The 16168-nt window shown below is 34.9% G+C and carries 18 protein-coding genes and 1 pseudogene; 6 read left to right on the plus strand and 13 right to left on the minus strand.

The features are described from left to right. Positions 1–23: 23 nt before the first annotated feature. The 4 genes and pseudogenes from uvrB to J3D55_RS02515 form a co-directional block, all read right to left on the minus strand. Positions 24–2015 (minus strand): excinuclease ABC subunit UvrB, encoded by a 1992-nt coding sequence (uvrB, locus tag J3D55_RS02500; RefSeq protein ID WP_259127726.1) that lies wholly within the window; start codon positions 2013–2015, stop codon positions 24–26. 430 nt (positions 2016–2445) lie between these two features. Then, entirely contained in the window at positions 2446–2652 is a 207-nt protein-coding gene (locus J3D55_RS02505; RefSeq protein WP_259127727.1) for an energy transducer TonB, read from the minus strand. Between the two features lie 34 nt (positions 2653–2686). Beyond that, complete coding sequence (locus J3D55_RS02510) at positions 2687–3862, minus strand: M56 family metallopeptidase (protein WP_259127728.1); 1176 nt, start codon at positions 3860–3862, stop codon at positions 2687–2689. After that, positions 3859–4234, minus strand: a pseudogene (locus J3D55_RS02515) (BlaI/MecI/CopY family transcriptional regulator). Before J3D55_RS02515 ends, J3D55_RS02510 begins: the two are co-directional and overlap by 4 nt. 107 nt (positions 4235–4341) lie before the next feature. Between J3D55_RS02515 and J3D55_RS02520 the strand changes: the two are divergent. Beyond that, positions 4342–5559 carry a PQQ-dependent sugar dehydrogenase gene (locus J3D55_RS02520; protein WP_259127729.1) on the plus strand — a complete coding sequence of 406 codons (1218 nt, stop codon included), beginning with the start codon at positions 4342–4344 and terminating at the stop codon, positions 5557–5559. A gap of 72 nt (positions 5560–5631) precedes the next feature. On the opposite strand, the gene J3D55_RS02525 is transcribed toward J3D55_RS02520, so the two are convergent. The 5 genes from J3D55_RS02525 to J3D55_RS02545 all read right to left on the minus strand — a co-directional run bounded on the left by J3D55_RS02525 (position 5632) and on the right by J3D55_RS02545 (position 9295). Further along, complete coding sequence (locus J3D55_RS02525) at positions 5632–6789, minus strand: pyridoxal phosphate-dependent aminotransferase (protein WP_259127730.1); 1158 nt, start codon at positions 6787–6789, stop codon at positions 5632–5634. Positions 6790–6791: 2 nt separating this feature from the next. Further along, the gene (locus J3D55_RS02530) at positions 6792–7568 is read right to left on the minus strand and encodes an FAD-dependent oxidoreductase (protein WP_259127731.1); all 777 of its coding nucleotides are present in this window, start codon (positions 7566–7568) and stop codon (positions 6792–6794) included. Next, on the minus strand, positions 7555–7878 hold the full coding sequence (locus J3D55_RS02535; protein WP_259127732.1) for an FAD-dependent oxidoreductase: 324 nt from the start codon (positions 7876–7878) through the stop codon (positions 7555–7557). Before J3D55_RS02535 ends, J3D55_RS02530 begins: the two co-directional genes overlap by 14 nt. 208 nt (positions 7879–8086) lie before the next feature. Beyond that, the gene (locus J3D55_RS02540; protein ID WP_259127734.1) at positions 8087–8704 is read right to left on the minus strand and encodes a DUF502 domain-containing protein; all 618 of its coding nucleotides are present in this window, start codon (positions 8702–8704) and stop codon (positions 8087–8089) included. A gap of 12 nt (positions 8705–8716) precedes the next feature. Then, complete coding sequence (locus tag J3D55_RS02545; RefSeq protein WP_259127736.1) at positions 8717–9295, minus strand: MiaE family protein; 579 nt, start codon at positions 9293–9295, stop codon at positions 8717–8719. Positions 9296–9447: 152 nt separating this feature from the next. Here J3D55_RS02545 and J3D55_RS02550 point away from each other — a divergent pair, with 152 nt between their 5' ends. Then, positions 9448–9681 carry a hypothetical protein gene (locus J3D55_RS02550; RefSeq protein WP_259127738.1) on the plus strand — a complete coding sequence of 78 codons (234 nt, stop codon included), beginning with the start codon at positions 9448–9450 and terminating at the stop codon, positions 9679–9681. Between the two features lie 15 nt (positions 9682–9696). Here the strand turns inward: J3D55_RS02550 and J3D55_RS02555 are convergent, their stop codons facing one another. Both J3D55_RS02555 and J3D55_RS02560 read right to left on the minus strand, forming a co-directional pair. Continuing rightward, positions 9697–10785 (minus strand): acyltransferase family protein, encoded by a 1089-nt coding sequence (locus tag J3D55_RS02555; RefSeq protein WP_259127739.1) that lies wholly within the window; start codon positions 10783–10785, stop codon positions 9697–9699. 112 nt (positions 10786–10897) lie between these two features. Continuing rightward, entirely contained in the window at positions 10898–11785 is an 888-nt protein-coding gene (locus tag J3D55_RS02560) for a neutral zinc metallopeptidase (RefSeq protein WP_259127741.1), read from the minus strand. A gap of 181 nt (positions 11786–11966) precedes the next feature. Between J3D55_RS02560 and rplU the strand changes: the two genes are divergently transcribed. From rplU to J3D55_RS02580, 4 genes are all read left to right on the plus strand, one after another. Beyond that, positions 11967–12542, plus strand: coding sequence for a 50S ribosomal protein L21 (gene rplU, locus J3D55_RS02565; protein WP_259127742.1), 576 nt, complete (start codon positions 11967–11969; stop codon positions 12540–12542). Between the two features lie 12 nt (positions 12543–12554). Next, positions 12555–12812, plus strand: a complete 258-nt coding sequence (rpmA, locus tag J3D55_RS02570) for a 50S ribosomal protein L27 (RefSeq protein WP_034701234.1) — start codon at positions 12555–12557, stop codon at positions 12810–12812. Between the two features lie 203 nt (positions 12813–13015). Next, positions 13016–13183: a bacteriocin-like protein gene (locus tag J3D55_RS02575; protein ID WP_259127745.1), complete on the plus strand. Its 168-nt coding sequence runs from the start codon at positions 13016–13018 to the stop codon at positions 13181–13183. A gap of 160 nt (positions 13184–13343) precedes the next feature. Then, entirely contained in the window at positions 13344–13529 is a 186-nt protein-coding gene (locus tag J3D55_RS02580) for a bacteriocin-like protein (RefSeq protein ID WP_259127746.1), read from the plus strand. A gap of 41 nt (positions 13530–13570) precedes the next feature. On the opposite strand, the gene J3D55_RS02585 is transcribed toward J3D55_RS02580, so the two are convergent. After that, positions 13571–13951, minus strand: a complete 381-nt coding sequence (locus tag J3D55_RS02585; protein ID WP_259127748.1) for a DUF5686 family C-terminal domain-containing protein — start codon at positions 13949–13951, stop codon at positions 13571–13573. Continuing rightward, positions 13923–16100: a DUF5686 family protein gene (locus J3D55_RS02590; protein ID WP_259127749.1), complete on the minus strand. Its 2178-nt coding sequence runs from the start codon at positions 16098–16100 to the stop codon at positions 13923–13925. Before J3D55_RS02590 ends, J3D55_RS02585 begins: the two co-directional genes overlap by 29 nt. Between the last annotated feature and the right edge of the window lie 68 nt (positions 16101–16168).

The raw sequence follows: 16168 nt of genomic DNA on the forward strand, positions 1-16168 counted from the left end.
TTGAGATGCCGCCGAATTATTCATTATGCTCTTAAAGCAGCAATTTCATCTCTTAATTTAGCAGCTTTTATAAAATCAAGATTTTTGGCAGCGGCTTCCATTTCTTTTTGCTTTTGTGCGATTACTTTTTCCATATCTTCACTGGTGTAGGTTGCTTTTGCTTCGGCAACTTTTTGAAGAATCTCTTTTTGGGTATATTTTTCGTCAGGGAAATCTTTGCTTCTTCCAACGAGATTTTCAGAAATCTTTTTATTTAAAGCGACAGGAACTTGCCCGTGTTCTTCATTGTATTGAATTTGTTTTTCTCGACGGTATTCTGTTTCGTCAAGAGTTGCCTGCATCGATTTTGTGATCTTATCGGCATACATAATGGCTCTTCCGTTGATGTTTCTTGCGGCACGACCAACCGTTTGAATCATTGATCTTCTGCTTCTTAGCATTCCTTCTTTGTCGGCGTCGAGAATAGCAACCAATGAAACTTCCGGTAAATCCAGACCTTCTCTTAATAAGTTGACTCCAATTAAAACATCAAAAAGCCCCAAACGTAAATCCTGCATGATTTGAATACGCTCCAACGTTTCAACATCGGAGTGAATATATCTCGTTCTGATCCCAAATTTTACAAAATATTTGGTCAGTTCTTCCGCCATTTTTTTAGTTAAAGTTGTCACCAAAACCCTTTCATCGACATCCGATCTTTTTCGAATTTCTTCCATTAAATCATCAATTTGATTCAATGATGGTCTGATTTCGATAACCGGATCTAAAAGTCCTGTCGGACGAATAAGCTGTTCGATATAAGCTCCTCCTGTTTTCTCCAATTCGTAATCTGCAGGGGTTGCAGAAACATAAATTACCTGATTCTGGATGTCTTCAAATTCATTAAATTTCAAAGGTCTGTTATCCATTGCGGCAGGAAGTCTAAAGCCATATTCTACCAAAGCTTCTTTTCGGCTTCGGTCGCCTCCGTACATCGCATGAACCTGCGGAACGGTAACGTGGCTTTCATCAATCACCATTAAAAAATCTTTCGGAAAATAATCGAGAAGGCAGAAAGGTCGTGTTCCCGGTAATCTTCCGTCGAGATATCTCGAATAGTTCTCAATTCCTGAACAGTATCCCAATTCTTTAATCATTTCAAGATCAAGCTCGGTTCTTTCCTGTAATCTTTTGGCTTCTAATGGTTTTTCAATGGAATGAAAGAAATCCACCTGCTTCACCATATCGTCTTGGATATGTCTGATCGCTCCGTTTAAAGTTTCTTTTGACGTCACGAAAAGATTAGCAGGATAAATCTGAATTTGCTCAAAAGCTCCTGTCACATTTCCTGAAACAGGATCAAAACTTTGTATTTTTTCAATTTGATCACCAAAAAACTGAATTCTTACGGCATTATCTGCATACGCCGGAAAAACGTCAATTACATCCCCTTTCACACGGAATGTTCCTCTCTGGAATTCGTTTAATGTTCTGGCATATAAAGCATTCACTAAAGAATGGAGAAGAGAGGTTCTTGTTACCTTGTCGCCGATAGCGATGGAAATTAAAGACTTATGAAATTCCGTCGGGTTTCCGATACCGTAAATACATGAAACTGAGGCTACAATCAATACGTCTCTTCTTCCTGAAAGCAAACTTGCCGTTGCAGAAAGCCTGAGTTTTTCAACTTCCTCATTGATGCTCAAGTCTTTCTCAATATAAGTTCCTGATGAAGCAATGTAAGCTTCGGGTTGATAATAGTCGTAGTAACTTACAAAATATTCGACAGCATTTTCCGGGAAGAATTCTTTAAACTCCATGAAAAGCTGTGCTGCCAAAGTCTTATTATGCGCCAAAACCAAAGTCGGCTTCTGAACATTCTGTACAACATTGGCAACGGTAAATGTTTTCCCGGATCCGGTAACTCCCAATAAAGTCTGGTATTTTTCCCCAATTTCGAGGCCTTCGGTTAGTTTTTCGATGGCTTTGGGTTGGTCTCCGGTTGGTTTATATTCTGATTGAAGTTTGAAATCCATAGAAAAAGTGATCTTATATAACAAAAATACGAAAGAAATTTCTGATTAATGCTTTTCCTTGATTTTGAATTTAATAATGGTTTTAAAGGTCTTTATATTTTCTTGAGAGTAAAATTTTGTATCGAAAGATTTAGGCTTCTTTCAAATGGAATCCTTTATTTTTTAACGCAAAGATTATATTTAATCCCGCATTATTTTTAGAAGGCAAAAGCAAATAAGATTTGCTCCGCGAAGCGTTAAAACAGTATTTCATCAAATCAACTTGTTGATTCATCTTTGCTCACCTCAGAGTAAATACTATTGAATTAAAGCTTTGCGTCAAAAAATGAGCAGTGATTTCTAATATGTTTGAATCAAATTTAAACAGACCCTAAGTGGAAATGAAATAGGTTAAAATAAAAACAGCACTCAAACCGGGTGCTGTTTTTGTTTATTCGAAAGACATTGTTAATGGAATTCTCATTCTGTAGCGAACAGGTTTTCCGTCTTTTTCTGCGGGTTTCCAGGTTATATTTTCATTAGCTCTTTTAAAGGATGATACTGTTTCATTATTAAAAAGTTCATTATTTCCTGAAGCCTTTATATCTGCTAAACTTCCATCTTCTGTGACTGTATACGAAAGATTAGTTTTGTACATTTCCTTACTTTTGTTAGGTGCTATTTTTGCTCCGTCAAATGACTTTGAAATTTTGTTTCTCAATTCGTTCATGCCACCAGGATATTCTGGAAACTACCGTGACTTCTTCATTTTCTCCAATATTTATATTTTTGTTTTGTGAACTTTCAGGAGCTACATTTACATTTTGATTAGCTTTCGGGCGAATCGTATCTGAAATTTTTTCATCATTTGTTGTTTTTAAAGGCTCTTTTTCTGCTGTATTTTCTTCAATTAATGTAGTTGAGTCATTATTTAAAGGGGCTTGGACAGTATTTTCAGAAGTAGATTTCTTTTCCGGTTCTGAAAGTTTGCTCTGTGTTTCTTTAATGATATGTTCAATATTATTTGCATAGGTTTTTTGTACAAATAATCCGAATGCAGCAATCAAAATCGGAATACTTACCGCTTTTTTAATGTTTGCCAGTTTTGATTTTTTGGTGTTCATCATAATAAATCGTTTTTTGGTGTTATTAAAATTGAATGTATGCGTAAGGTTATAGTTTTGAGAGAAAATAATTTCGTCAAGAATTAAATTCTGATAATCTTTTACGTTAAAATCATTTTTTAAGACAGATTCATCCGCCAAAAATTCATGATTGGTTACAATCGCTTTTTTATAAAAATAAACGGAAGGATTAAACCATGTGAAAATCTTTAAAATTTCAATAAATAAAAGATCAATGCTGTGTTTTTGCTCCAAATGACTCTTTTCATGAAGAAAAATCCTTGAATCTATTTGGTTATTAATCAAATAATTCTTTCCCAAATAAATCGTTTTCCAAAAACTGAAAGGCGACAGATTTTCTTTGGTTAATACAATAATTTGATCTTGATAAATAATTTTTTCGCCTTTTAAACTTTTAATTTTTAAAATCGAAATAACTCCTTTTATTAAGAAAATCAACGTGATAATTCCGTAAAATATCCAGACAATATTCGCCCAGTTGAAACTTTCGTGTGTGGAAGTAAGATCTAAAACCTGTTGTGTTACTGCGATCGTTGTTTGCAGACGATTTGCCGGTTTTGGAGTTTCTGTTGTAATGGAAATAAATGGAACGGTGTAAGAAAACATCAGTGCAAAAAGTAAATAAAACCTGTTGAAAGTAAAGGTTTTTTCCTTTGCTAAGAATAGGTGATATAAGCCTAATAAAAGCCCTGAACACAAAATTATTTTTAAAAGAATAATCATTTTTCGTCGATTTGCTGGTCGATAATTTCTCGGAGTTTCTTTCAGTTGTTTTTGTGACAGTTTTGTATTTGATGTGAAAAATGATGCAAACTGAGTCACGGAACTGTTGAAAAAACGGTCAATCATAGAAGACATTTCTTCCTTGAAATATTCCCCTTTGGCAACTTTCGGAAAGTATTCGCGGGAATTTCCATACAATGTGTAGCCGACAAGATCTTTGTTTTGCATTCTTTTCAGAAGCGTAGCAACGGTTGTTGTCGCTGGTTTGGGTTCGGGATAGGATTCTAAAATATCTTTCATGAAAATTTTTTCTTTTTCCCAAAGAATTTCCATGAGGTCTTTTTCAGAATCGGTGAGTTTTATTTCTTTCATATTCTACGAGGTGTTACTTTGTTCTACAAATGTAGAGTAAAAAATTAAACTACCAAATTTTATGGCATTATTTTTCCATTCATTTTGAAACTCTTAATCATAACAATATGAAATTCAATAAATTTTACATTTCAGCAGTCAGTTTATTTATAATTTTTTCGTCGTGCCAGAAAAATAATGCAAACGCCCAAGTTGGTAAAGACGGAAGTGTGGAAACCAATAAACCGAATTCTCCGGACTACAAACCTGCGTTCGTTGGACAGACAAGAATCAAGGCGGTAAAAAGCTCAACTCCTTATAATATTGAAATTTTAAATAAAGATTTGGGTCGACCTTGGGGAATTATCAATTTACCGGACGGAAGATTTTTAATTACAGACAAGAAAGGATATATGAACGTAGTTTCTACCGACGGAAAACAGGTTGCAAAAATTGATGGATTTCCAAAAGTAGATTCAAAAGGGCAGGGCGGAATGCTTGACGTTGCTCTTGATCCTGATTTTACAACCAATAATATCATTTATTTCAGCTTTTCAGAACCTTATGAAAAAGGAAATCATACTGCCGTTGCAAAAGGAATGCTTTCTCAGGATTTAAAAAATATTTCTGATGTACAAGTTATTTTCCGGGCAACTCCAACTTATGATGGTGATAAACACTACGGAAGTCGATTGGCTTTTGACAAAGACGGAAATTTATTTGTAAGCACAGGCGAAAGATCGGATAAGCAAACAAGAGTGTATGCTCAAAGAACGGATAATTATTTGGGTAAAATTTTAAAAATAACAAAAGAAGGAAAACCCGCGCCGGGAAATCCTTTCATCGGAAAATCGGGATTTAAACCTGAAATTTATGCCTATGGAATCAGAAATCCACAAGGATTGGCGATCGATCCGAGCGGAAATCTTTGGGATGTGGAAATGGGACCGAGAGGTGGTGATGAAATTAATTTAATCAAACCCGGAAAAAATTACGGTTGGGGAGACGTGACGTATGGAATCGAATATTCAGGCGAAAAAATAAATAACGGAACCACTCAAAAAGCAGGAACAGAGCAGCCTGTTTATTATTGGGATCCCGTGATTTCTCCCAGCGGAGTTACTTTCTATACAGGAAATATCGATGAATGGAAAGGTAATTTAATGATCGGATGTTTAAGCGGCGAACATATCAACAGAATTGTCATCAAAGACAATAAAGTAGTTGGTGAAGAGCGTCTTTTGGCAGATCAAAAAGAAAGATTTCGTGATGTTCTGAATGGAAGTGACGGAAATTTGTATGCCGTGACGGATAGCGGGAAATTGTATAAAATTTCGAAGAAATAATAAAAAATTCCCACAGATTTCACGGATTACACAGATTTTGTGCGATTTGTGAAATCTGTGGGAAAATAGTATTTAAAAGCTATTAATAACCCTGTGTAAACCTTCAGTCAGGATTTCTTGCGAAGTAGAAAAACAGATTCTGACGTGACCTTCTGCGCCCTTTCCGAACCATCTTTCGGAGCCGGGAACGATGGCTACTTTTCCTTGTTTTAAAACGTGTTGTGCAAACTCGTCACTCGACATTCCGTTTTCAATTTTAGGGAAAATTACGAAAGTTGCTTCAGGCAAATTAGGTGTTAAAATTCCTGAATTGCTTAACATGCTATGAGCTAAATCTCTGTTATGCTGTAAATGCGTCAGGAAATCATTAAACCAAGGTTTTGCTTTGTCAATCGCAACACTTGCAGCAATTTGAGACAATGTAGAAACGCCTTCAATCGTAGAATTGAATTGAGATTTTTCGGTAAAATCATCCAACAAATCCTGATCATTACATAAAACAGCACCGATTCTTAATCCTGCAATTCCGAAAGATTTTGAAAACCCAAAGACCGTAAAACTTTTCTTTTTCGCTTCCTCAGAAACAGAAGAATATGTGTTGAATTCTCTTTTATCATAGACAATATCACTCCAGATTTCGTCACTCATTACCCAAAGATCATGAGCTGCAGCGATTTCAGAAATTTTCTGTAGAATTTCTTTAGAATAAACTCTACCAACCGGATTGTGAGGATTACAGATGCTGATTAATTTTGTTTTTGGTCCGATTAAAGAAACCAACATTTCGAAATCGATGTCTCCGGTTTGAGAATCTACAGCGCACAATTTAATGTTTCCGCCAACGGCATCTACTGTTTTTTTAAACAAGAAATCAACCGGATCGAAAATAATGGCTTCGTCACCCGGATTTAAAACATATTTCGCAACCATAAACATTCCCATTGCGGCACTGTTTACAGCTAATACGTTTTCAGGAGTGAAGTTTCCATTTTTTCCTGTGTTAAAGTGCTCTGCAACACTTTTTTTGAACTCAGGAAGTCCTGAAAAAGGACCGTAACTTAAATAACCATCCTTAATATATTCAATAATTCCGTTTTCTATTTCTGTTGACATTCTGAAGTCAGGATCTGCTGCCGTTAAAGGAATTATTCCGTCTTCCAGTGTCGCCCATCTTCCGTTGTAAGCTTTTCTTTTCAGAGCTTCGAAGTTGATATCTTTATTTGTAAACATGTTTATTTATATGAAATTGGTAATGTGTTTTTCGGTTGTTCGCTTAGTGGTAAAAGGAATTGATCGAGCAATGCTCTTCCGTTTTTGATGTGAATGTCGATTTCCGGTCTTCTGTTGTCTTCATATGTTTTGAAGGTTTCCTGAAGATTGTTTCCTTCTACTAAAAGATTAGTTAAAGTAAAAGAATCCTTCAATGCAGAAGTAACTCCCTGGCTTGTAAAAGGAATCAATGGATGTGCTGCATCGCCGATGAAAACTATATTTTCGTGATAAAAAGGATTTAATTTTTCCAATTCATACACTCTCCAGATGTGAGCGTTTTCGTAGCTTGAACCTTCAATAATTGATGAAACCAAAGGATTCCAGTCACCGAAATTATCCAGCATGAATTGTCTGATGCAATCCGGCGTGTAATCTTCATTAATGAAAAATTTAGTAATATCAAACTGACAGTACCAAAGGATTTTTGAAGAAGAAAGTTTTAAAACACCAAAAGTAAGTCCTCCCTTTTCATGATGGAATTTCAGGAAATTGCTTTCAATCTGGCTTGCTAATTCTTCGTTTTCGATGATGTTTACAACTTCGTTTTCCAGCACCGCTTTCATCGTTTCCTCCTGAAAAATGGTTCTTCTGATTCTGCTTCTTGAACCATCTGAAGCAATAACGATATCCGCCTCAAGAGAATTGTTTTCATCAAGCGTAATGTTTGCTTTTCCGTCAGAAAATCCGTTAAGAGTAACAGTCGATTTGTATGAAATTTTGTCTTTAGGAAACTCCATTTGCCAAGATTTCTATCAAGGCACTTCTGGAAACTACAAAAACATCATCAAGATCTTTTTCAGAAATAATTTCTCCGTTTTGGCTGTAATGAATGTATTTTTTCAGGAAACTTCCCTTTTCGTAAAGATCATCAATATTAATAATGTTTGAAAGAAACTCAATGCCTTCTTTTGGGAGGATAAATCCGTGTCCTTTCAGGTCATTTGGGGTTCTTCTTTCGTAGAGATGATAGTCAATATTATTTTTTTCTAAATAATTTGCCATACTCAAGCCAGAAACTCCAGCTCCTATGATTGCAACTTTGCCCATCGTTTTAATTTAAGTATTGTTAGTTTTATTTGTTTAAATCTGTAATGTCTGAATCAATAAAACGGATAAACTGTAAGAAAATATTTTTCTTTCGGCAGAATATGTTTTGTTGATATGAGAAATGATTTCTTTAATCAAGTGTATTTAAATAAAGAAAAGTATAGTTAATAATACCTGATTTTGATATTATTATAGAAGTAAAAAAGCCCTATTCCGGTGCTTTGAAAATATTGTCATCAGAATGGAACCCTGCAACACCGCCACTTACCGCAAATTTCATTGCAGAAGCAGCTGTCATACCCACAACGGGTTTGATGTTTTTTTCCTCAGTCACGATTACCCAACCCGAAATTGCGTAAGAATGAGGAAGATATACGGCTACATAATTGTGTTTTTCAACGTCTGCCATTTCCTTTTGAGTTAAAAATCCGATTCTCCATATTTCAGGATTTGCGTTTGTCTTAACCCAAACAGGATCATTAAATTTTTTCTTATCCCCTACAAATGAAGACATGACGTCTTTTGTTGGAGTGTAAATGTGCTTTACTCCGGGAGTTTTTTCCAATAGACTGTCCATCGTATCGAAAAAGAATCTTCCGACAACGAATTTGTTTCCTAAAAATCCTAAAATCGCAGTAATTAAAATAATTGAAATAAAAACTAACCCCGGAATTTCCTTTGCAACAGACGGAATAATATTGTCAATAGATGTGATGACATACCAAATCACAAAAATTGTCAGCCCGATCGGACCGATAATTACTAATCCCTGAAAGAAATTTTTCAGGAAGAAATTGGCAATATTTTCAAACGTCAGTTTTTTCAATGCAAATATTTTTTATCCGTGAATAGTTTCGCTTTTTCCATAAGACTGAATGATCTTTGCTTCATATTCCAGCCATTCTTCCCAACGCTTATTTACAACTTCCACATCGCCCATTTGTCTTGCAAACCCGATGAATGTGGTGTAATGATTGGCTTCGGAAATCATTAATTCTTTATAAAAAGTTTTTAATTCTTCGTCTTTTATGTTTTCTGTCAGTACTTTAAATCTCTCACAGCTTCTGGCTTCAATCATCGCTGCAAAAAGTAATTTGTCGACAATAAGTTTCTCTCTTGTTCCCTGAACTACAAATTTAGCAAGTTCATTCACATAATCGTCTTTTCTTGCTTTTCCAAAAATGTAACCTCTTTTCTTAATGATCTCATGAACCTGATTAAAATGATCAAGCTCTTCCTGAGCAATTACGAGAAGTTCGGTAACGATTTCCGGATATTCCGAAAGCATAATAATAAGGCTGATCGCATTGGTAGCTGCTTTTTGCTCGCACCAAGCATGATCGGTCAAAATTTCCTGAATGTTTCCTTCTGCAATATTTGCCCACCTTGGATCGGTAGGAAGTTTCAACTTAAACATGTTTTAAAAATTTATGCAAAATTAAAATAAATTGCGATACGATAGAAGTTTTATTTTTGATTAAAATTTTTCGTCAAAGTTCTTGCTTTCATGTAAATAGATAACCAGATGGTCTCTCTTTTGATATTATTTAAACAATTAAACTCAAAACAATGAAAACCATCACAATTATTAAAAAGAAAATGAATGCCTTGTTCATCTTTGCATTCACAATGTTGATGTCTTTATTTGCTTTTGCTCAGGATACAACCGGAGTTGTTACAAAAGAAAATAAAACGACGACCACAACGACGACAGAATGGTATGCCGATCCAATGTATCTTATTGGAGGCGGAGTTTCTTCTGCTCATTATTATTGTTTTAATAGCGAGAAGCGGAAGAAATAGAAGAGACTAAAAAATTTAAGAAGCGGTTTTTCTTCTTAAAAATTCTAAGACTTTCCAGCCCAACTTATCAACCTTCTTCAGTCCGATCGAAATGATGAAGGCTAAAATGATATTGATAACATACACGATAATCATTAAAACCCACCAAGACATATTTTCTTTTAAAGGAACAACCAGAAAATAAATAAGAGAAGAGCTGATTCCCTGTGCGAAATAGAAGAATATGGCGTTTTTCCCGATATGCGTTACAAAACTTTCTTTTGTGATCTTTAATTTGTTGTAAAAAACGAATAAAGTAACCAAAGAGAATGAAGCCCAGATAATGTAAGGTATTTTCGGGGGGAATTTATTTCTGTTGATTTTGTAAAATATATCGTTTCCGTAATTCCAGAACATCCATATCAAAGCTAATGCTACAATACTATAAAGAACTGGAATCATTTTCACAGGAATTGTTTTTCCTCTCATTTTGTTGGCGACTAAAAAAACGGTCATATAAAAAGCAACGTAACCAACCTGTCCTGAAGGATAAATTTCCGGTAAAATATTAAATAGTAAGGTTAAACCGATGCAAATTCCAATAAACCAATTGATATGTTTTGGGAAAAATCTTAATATTAAAACTCCAAAAACCGTTAAAATAAAATAAACTCTTAAATACCAGAAACTTCCCATAACTACAGGAAAAGTATCTGCATTCGTATATTGATGAAGATACCAGTTGCCCAGATTTTCCCATTGTGGAACTATAGAAATACTTGTTGCCGCATATTTTGATCCAAATGTTGAATAAAAACTTTGCAGCCATTCCAAAGAGAAAAAAGTTAACCCAAAAACTTTAAAAAAGTAATCCAAAAAGAACAAAAAGGTTACAAAAATCATGTAGGTGATCTGTAACTTTAATAATCTGTATAATGTTTTTTCGATATTTGAACCAGAAGTAATTCCACTTAACGCATAAAATAAAGCAACATCAAAGACCAGAGAAAATACCCTCACTTCAGCCGGAATATAAAGTTGTCCCGACCAAAAAGCGGTATGGATAAATATAATGGAAAGGGTTGCCAATCCTTTTGCAAAATCAATGTAAAGGTCTCTGTTCATGTTTTAGATATGATTTTCAAATGTAAATAAACTTTATGAATTTTTTGGATAAAGAAAAAGAGGCAAGGACGATGCCTTACCTCTTGAGAAAAGATATATCAAAAATGAATGTTTATTGCAGGTCTTTAAATTCTTCCGCAGAAATTTCTCCGTTCTGAATTTTTCTTAATTCGTCCATATATTGACTCATGTAAGCGTCAAGTTCAGGATTTTGAGTGTTTTTCCCCATTTTATAAGTTCCGTTTAGAACTCCCTGATAATAATAGAAAAAGTTATAATCAAATGAAGAAGCAGAAAGATCGTATTGTCCTAAAAGGAATCCCAGACGAACTGCAGATCTTCTTTGTGGAGGCGTTCCGTGGTGTCCGGAACTTGTCGTTTGATAATCGCCGATGCTTTGTGCAAATTCATAAGCTGCTGCGATCTGAGCAAAAGTGGTTTGGTTGTAGCCATTTGGTCTTCTTAGATAATATCCTGCAAAACCGTCTGCTTCCAGTTCGTTTGGTCTTGCTGTAGATTCACTTACGGAAGGCAATCCGAAAATGTACTGCAACTGATGTCCGTATTCATGAGCGAGAATCATTGCGTTCACAATATCGCCTCCTTTTGATTTAGCATCATAATAGATAGCGTAACCATAATAGATTTTTCCTGTTGAATAGGAAATCGCGTTGTACGTTGAATTAACATTCGAAGGATCGTTCACGAATCTTAAAGTTGGATTGCTTCTTCCCCAAAGGCTTGCAATTTTCGTCATTTGAGAGTTCATAAAATTGGTATCTGTGGAATTTTGCAGAGAAGTTGCCAAAACAGATGAAGAACTCCAGTACTGATCTACGTAATAGCATACTTTTTCAAGTTCGTTTGGCTGATCGATTTTTAAGTTTTCTGTCTGTTGTTCTGGTTGTACGGGAGTTTCCAGATTGTCGTCGTTACATGCTGATAATGAGAGTACAGCAAAAGCTCCCGCAAGTAAGCGGAAATTAAAGTTTGTTTTCATATTAAATAAATTAGGTGTAAACGAAGATATTAATTTAAACGGAAATTAATATCACTTTATTGTGAAAAATTATTCAAAACATAGTTAAAATTTTAATGCTAAAAAAAGATGGGTTTGATTGTAAGCTATTTAGAAAAAATTCTTATATTTGCACCTCGAAATAACTAAAAATTTATAAACAATGTTTGCAATTGTAGAAATAGCAGGGCTTCAATACAAAGTTGAGCAAGACCAGAAGTTGTTTGTGAACCGTTTAAAAGGAGACAAAGGAGGAAAAGTATCTTTCGATAAAGTACTTCTTACTGTAAACGGAGCAATCACTGTAGGCGCCCCAGCTGTAAGCGGAATCACTGTGGAAGCAGAGATCCTAGACCACGTAAAAGCTGATAAAGTAATCGTTTTCAAAAAGAAAAGAAGAAAAGGTTACCAAGTGAAAAACGGTCACAGACAATCTTTGACTCAAATTCAGATTACTGGTATCACAGGATTTGATGCTGCTCCAAAGAAAGCTGCTAAAAAAGAAACTGCTAAAGCGGAAATTCTTTCTGACAACGCAACTGTTAACTTCGGTGAAGATCACGAATTGAACTACCACTTGAAGAAAAACAACTTGTCTCAGTCTAAAGAAAACAGAGAAACTTTAATTACTTTAGGTAAAGCAGTTAAAGTTGAATTAGAAAAGACTGTTCTTACACACGAAGAAGTAGATGCTGCTATCGTAAAGAACATTGATACTTTTAAAGCGTTAAATAAATAATCCACTAATAAAATGGCACACAAGAAAGGAGTCGGTAGTTCCAAGAACGGTAGAGAATCTCACTCTAAAAGATTAGGTGTGAAGATCTTCGGAGGACAAGAAGCTATTGCCGGAAACATTATTATCAGACAAAGAGGTACGCAACACCACCCAGGTACTAACGTGGGAATGGGTAAAGACCACACTTTGTTTGCTCTAGTAGACGGTAAAGTAGTTTTCAGAAAGAAAGCAAACAACAGATCTTTCGTATCTGTAGAACCAAACGCATAATTTTTAAGCGTTTTATAAAAATTAAAACCTCAACATTTTTGTTGAGGTTTTTTTGTGTTTAATTAATGTTAAAAAAGTTAAAAATTTTCATAATTATTCTAATTAATGTGAAATATTTATATATTTGGTAACAATCAAATAACAAATCATTTGCGGAAGCCGAAAAGCGAATAGAGTAGGCGTCAAATTAAAACGAAATATTTATGAAAAATTTAAAAAAATTGACAAAGAAGAATTTAAAAAACATTAATGGAGGTGCTGAAAGATGTCCTCCTCTGGCAAGCTGGTGTACAGAATGGTGTACTTGGTCTGCATGGCAAAAAGAACATTGCCTAAATGCGGTTCTTGATGTTATGCCATGCGATTGTTAAGAAAAATCACTCATATTTGTTATATGCCTCATTTTATGGGGCATTTTTATTGATATAAATAACTAAAAGAAATTTTCTATATTTGTTAAGTATCAAACACTAAATCAATTGCGATTGCCGAAAAGCATAAAGAGTAGGCACAAAACTAAAACAAAATATTATGAAAAATTTAAAGAAAATCAAAAGAGAAGAACTTAAAAATGTAATGGGAGGAGCGCTTCCGGTAAAAGATTGTTTGCCATGTGGTGTGTACTGCAAAATCCCGGAGGGGGAAAGACCTTCTTGTGGTATTGTTTATATTGTAGCCCATTGTAATAGCTGCAAAGATTATCCTGTAGAATCTTAATAAATAAAAAAATCTCCTTCAATTTGAAGGAGATTTGTATTTTAAAAACCAACCTGGAATCCTGCTTTGATTCCGAAAGTTGAAATATCCGGTCGGTCGAGATAATTTCCTCGCCAGTTAAAATCTACACGGAAAATTCTAAGATTTCCAAAACCTATATTTTCAATTCCGACACCGTATTCGTAATAAATATGTTCGCTTGGTGCAGAATATTTGAAGCCTTCTACATTAATGGCTTTTGAAGCATCACTCAAAGTTCCGTAAGCTCCTCTGATAAACGCAATTTCTCTTAATTTTAATTTCTTAATCAAAGGAATGTAAGAAAGTATTTTACCGTTAAAATGATGCTCTAAATGAAGTGTTGTATAAGTGTCCGCAACGAATTCATAATAATTAAGCTGAGCAAAAGTATTTTGAGCCAAACTGTAAGACTGGTTTCCAGGAAACTACATTCTGTAAAGCCAAAGGAACGGTATTAAAGTTTTTCCCAGCCTCGAAACTGATCAGGGTTTTTCCCCAACTTCCGATTAAAACAGGCTTGTAAAACATGAACTGTAATTTATTATAATTAAAGTCCGATCCGAACAATCCCTCAACACCTCTCGTGTATTTCAAAACGATCGTCGGAGCCAATGTTCCGTGTTCGTATCTGTCGATTCCGGTTTGTGAGAATTTTGCGCCCGGTCTTGCGATTAAGCTTAACGTGAAGTGAGAGTCATTCGTAGTTTTTCTCAAATCTCCGTTTTTATAATACATTAGATTAAATCCATCCGGATTAGCAGATTGAATGCTTTGCATTGTTCCGTCTAGCCTGATCTGGAAGTTTTTCCAAGGTTCAATAGAAGTGAAAACATTGGTTTGGTTTACGGAGCTTAATGAAGCGTTTTCTCCTCTCGCAAAAAGAGTGGAAGAAGCAAATGTTCTCGCCATAATTCCGTCGTCGTTGGTTAATTGAACTCCCAATTGCAGGACGTCTCTTCTTGTTCCCGCTCCCACTGTAAATCGGTTCACTCTGTTGAACATGAATCTCCCTTCAGCGCCGTATTTTACCTGATGGTCTTTGAAGCCATAAGCCGTATAAAACTGAACTCTCCAAGGGTCGTTTCTTGTAAAGTACGTTCTTGCGCCCAATCTTATTCTGTCGCCCTCGATTTCATTTTTACCGTAAATAGAGAAAATAGGACCTAAATCAAGACCTAATTTCTTAACATTGTAATATCCTGATCCCAAAGTTTCATACAGCTTTACGATTCTGTTGAATTTTGGCGTCTGCTGAAGCTTATCAAGCATATCGTAGATTCCTTGTTCGCTTTTTGATAATGAATCGGGTCTTGCTTTTAGCCAATAACTATCGTCTTTATCAACGAATTTATCACTGTATTCCTCTTCCGTTCTCTTGAAAAGTTTGTCTTCAAGAGGTTTATTAAATTGATAATCAGAATAATCGACAGATCTTTTAGCAATAATACTCTTCGAGGTTTTCTTTTTCGAAAATGGTGTCATTTCAATCTCGGTCACGAATTTTCGTGGTAAGAAAGTATTTTCGTCGGGATTATCGTATTCCAGCTCTGTTGAAATTCCGTTGATGAAATTAACGTTGATTTTCTGTGTGGATTTTAAAGTAGCTCCCACAACAGCATAACTGTCGGTATCGATAAAAAGATACCCTTGAAATGCTAAAACTTCCGTTCTTTTCGGCTGATATCTTATTTTAAAAGCTCTTTCGCCACGGATGGAAATGGTATCAGTCAAATTATAATCATACGTACTGAACCCGTTTTCTCCTACTGGGCTTGGAAACCCAATATCAAAGTAATTTAAAGTATTATCGTAAATATTAATATCACGATAAAGATTTTTCGCCGTTAAAGTAATAATCTGATTATCCTGAAAACCTGATGTTTTCTGAGCCACTAAAAGTCTTTTTGTTTTTTTTGAAGGCTTGTTTTCACCGTAATTTTCATAAACGGCTTCATTTAAGAAAACAGGAAGACCTATTTTTCCGCTTGCAGTAGAATCTTTATAATCAAAAATAAATTCAAGTTTGTTGAAGATTTTTCTCTTCATAAAGGCACTGTCCAGATTATTAGCATCAAACTGAATTTTCTCGTATTCTTTGTAAGTGTAGGTGTCGAATTTGTCTAATCCGTTGTTCCTTTTTCTTTTCCAGACTTCCTGCATGATCGCGTAAGCCGGATTTTCCTTTTTGTTTTTGTATTTAGGCTTTTCGTTGTGGATGACAACTTCCTGAATATTGCTCACCTTTTCCTGAGAAAGTTTCACGAAAATATTTGAAGCCTTTTCGGGACTAACTTCTACGCTTTCTAACGAATAGTTTTTTCTTAAAAATTTTAATTTATAGATAATACTGTCGGACTGAACCATAAAGTTTCCCGAAGTAGTCGTTAAAGCAGGGTTTTTATCTTCATTGATGAATACATCAACGCCGCTGATATCTTTATTTGTTTTGGCATCTACAATTCTGCCGTTTGCCGAGTTTTGTGCGTAGACGAAATCAGCAAAAAAAAGAAATAAAAAGAGGGAGTAATATTTAGAGTTGTTAATTGACATTTGTTGTTCTTCAAGCTATTTGCATAAACAAAAAGTATGCAGTTTTATTGTAAAAAGTAAATAATATT

The sequence above is a fragment of the Chryseobacterium ginsenosidimutans genome (assembly GCF_024807225.1).
In the GTDB taxonomy this organism is placed as follows: domain Bacteria; phylum Bacteroidota; class Bacteroidia; order Flavobacteriales; family Weeksellaceae; genus Chryseobacterium; species Chryseobacterium ginsenosidimutans.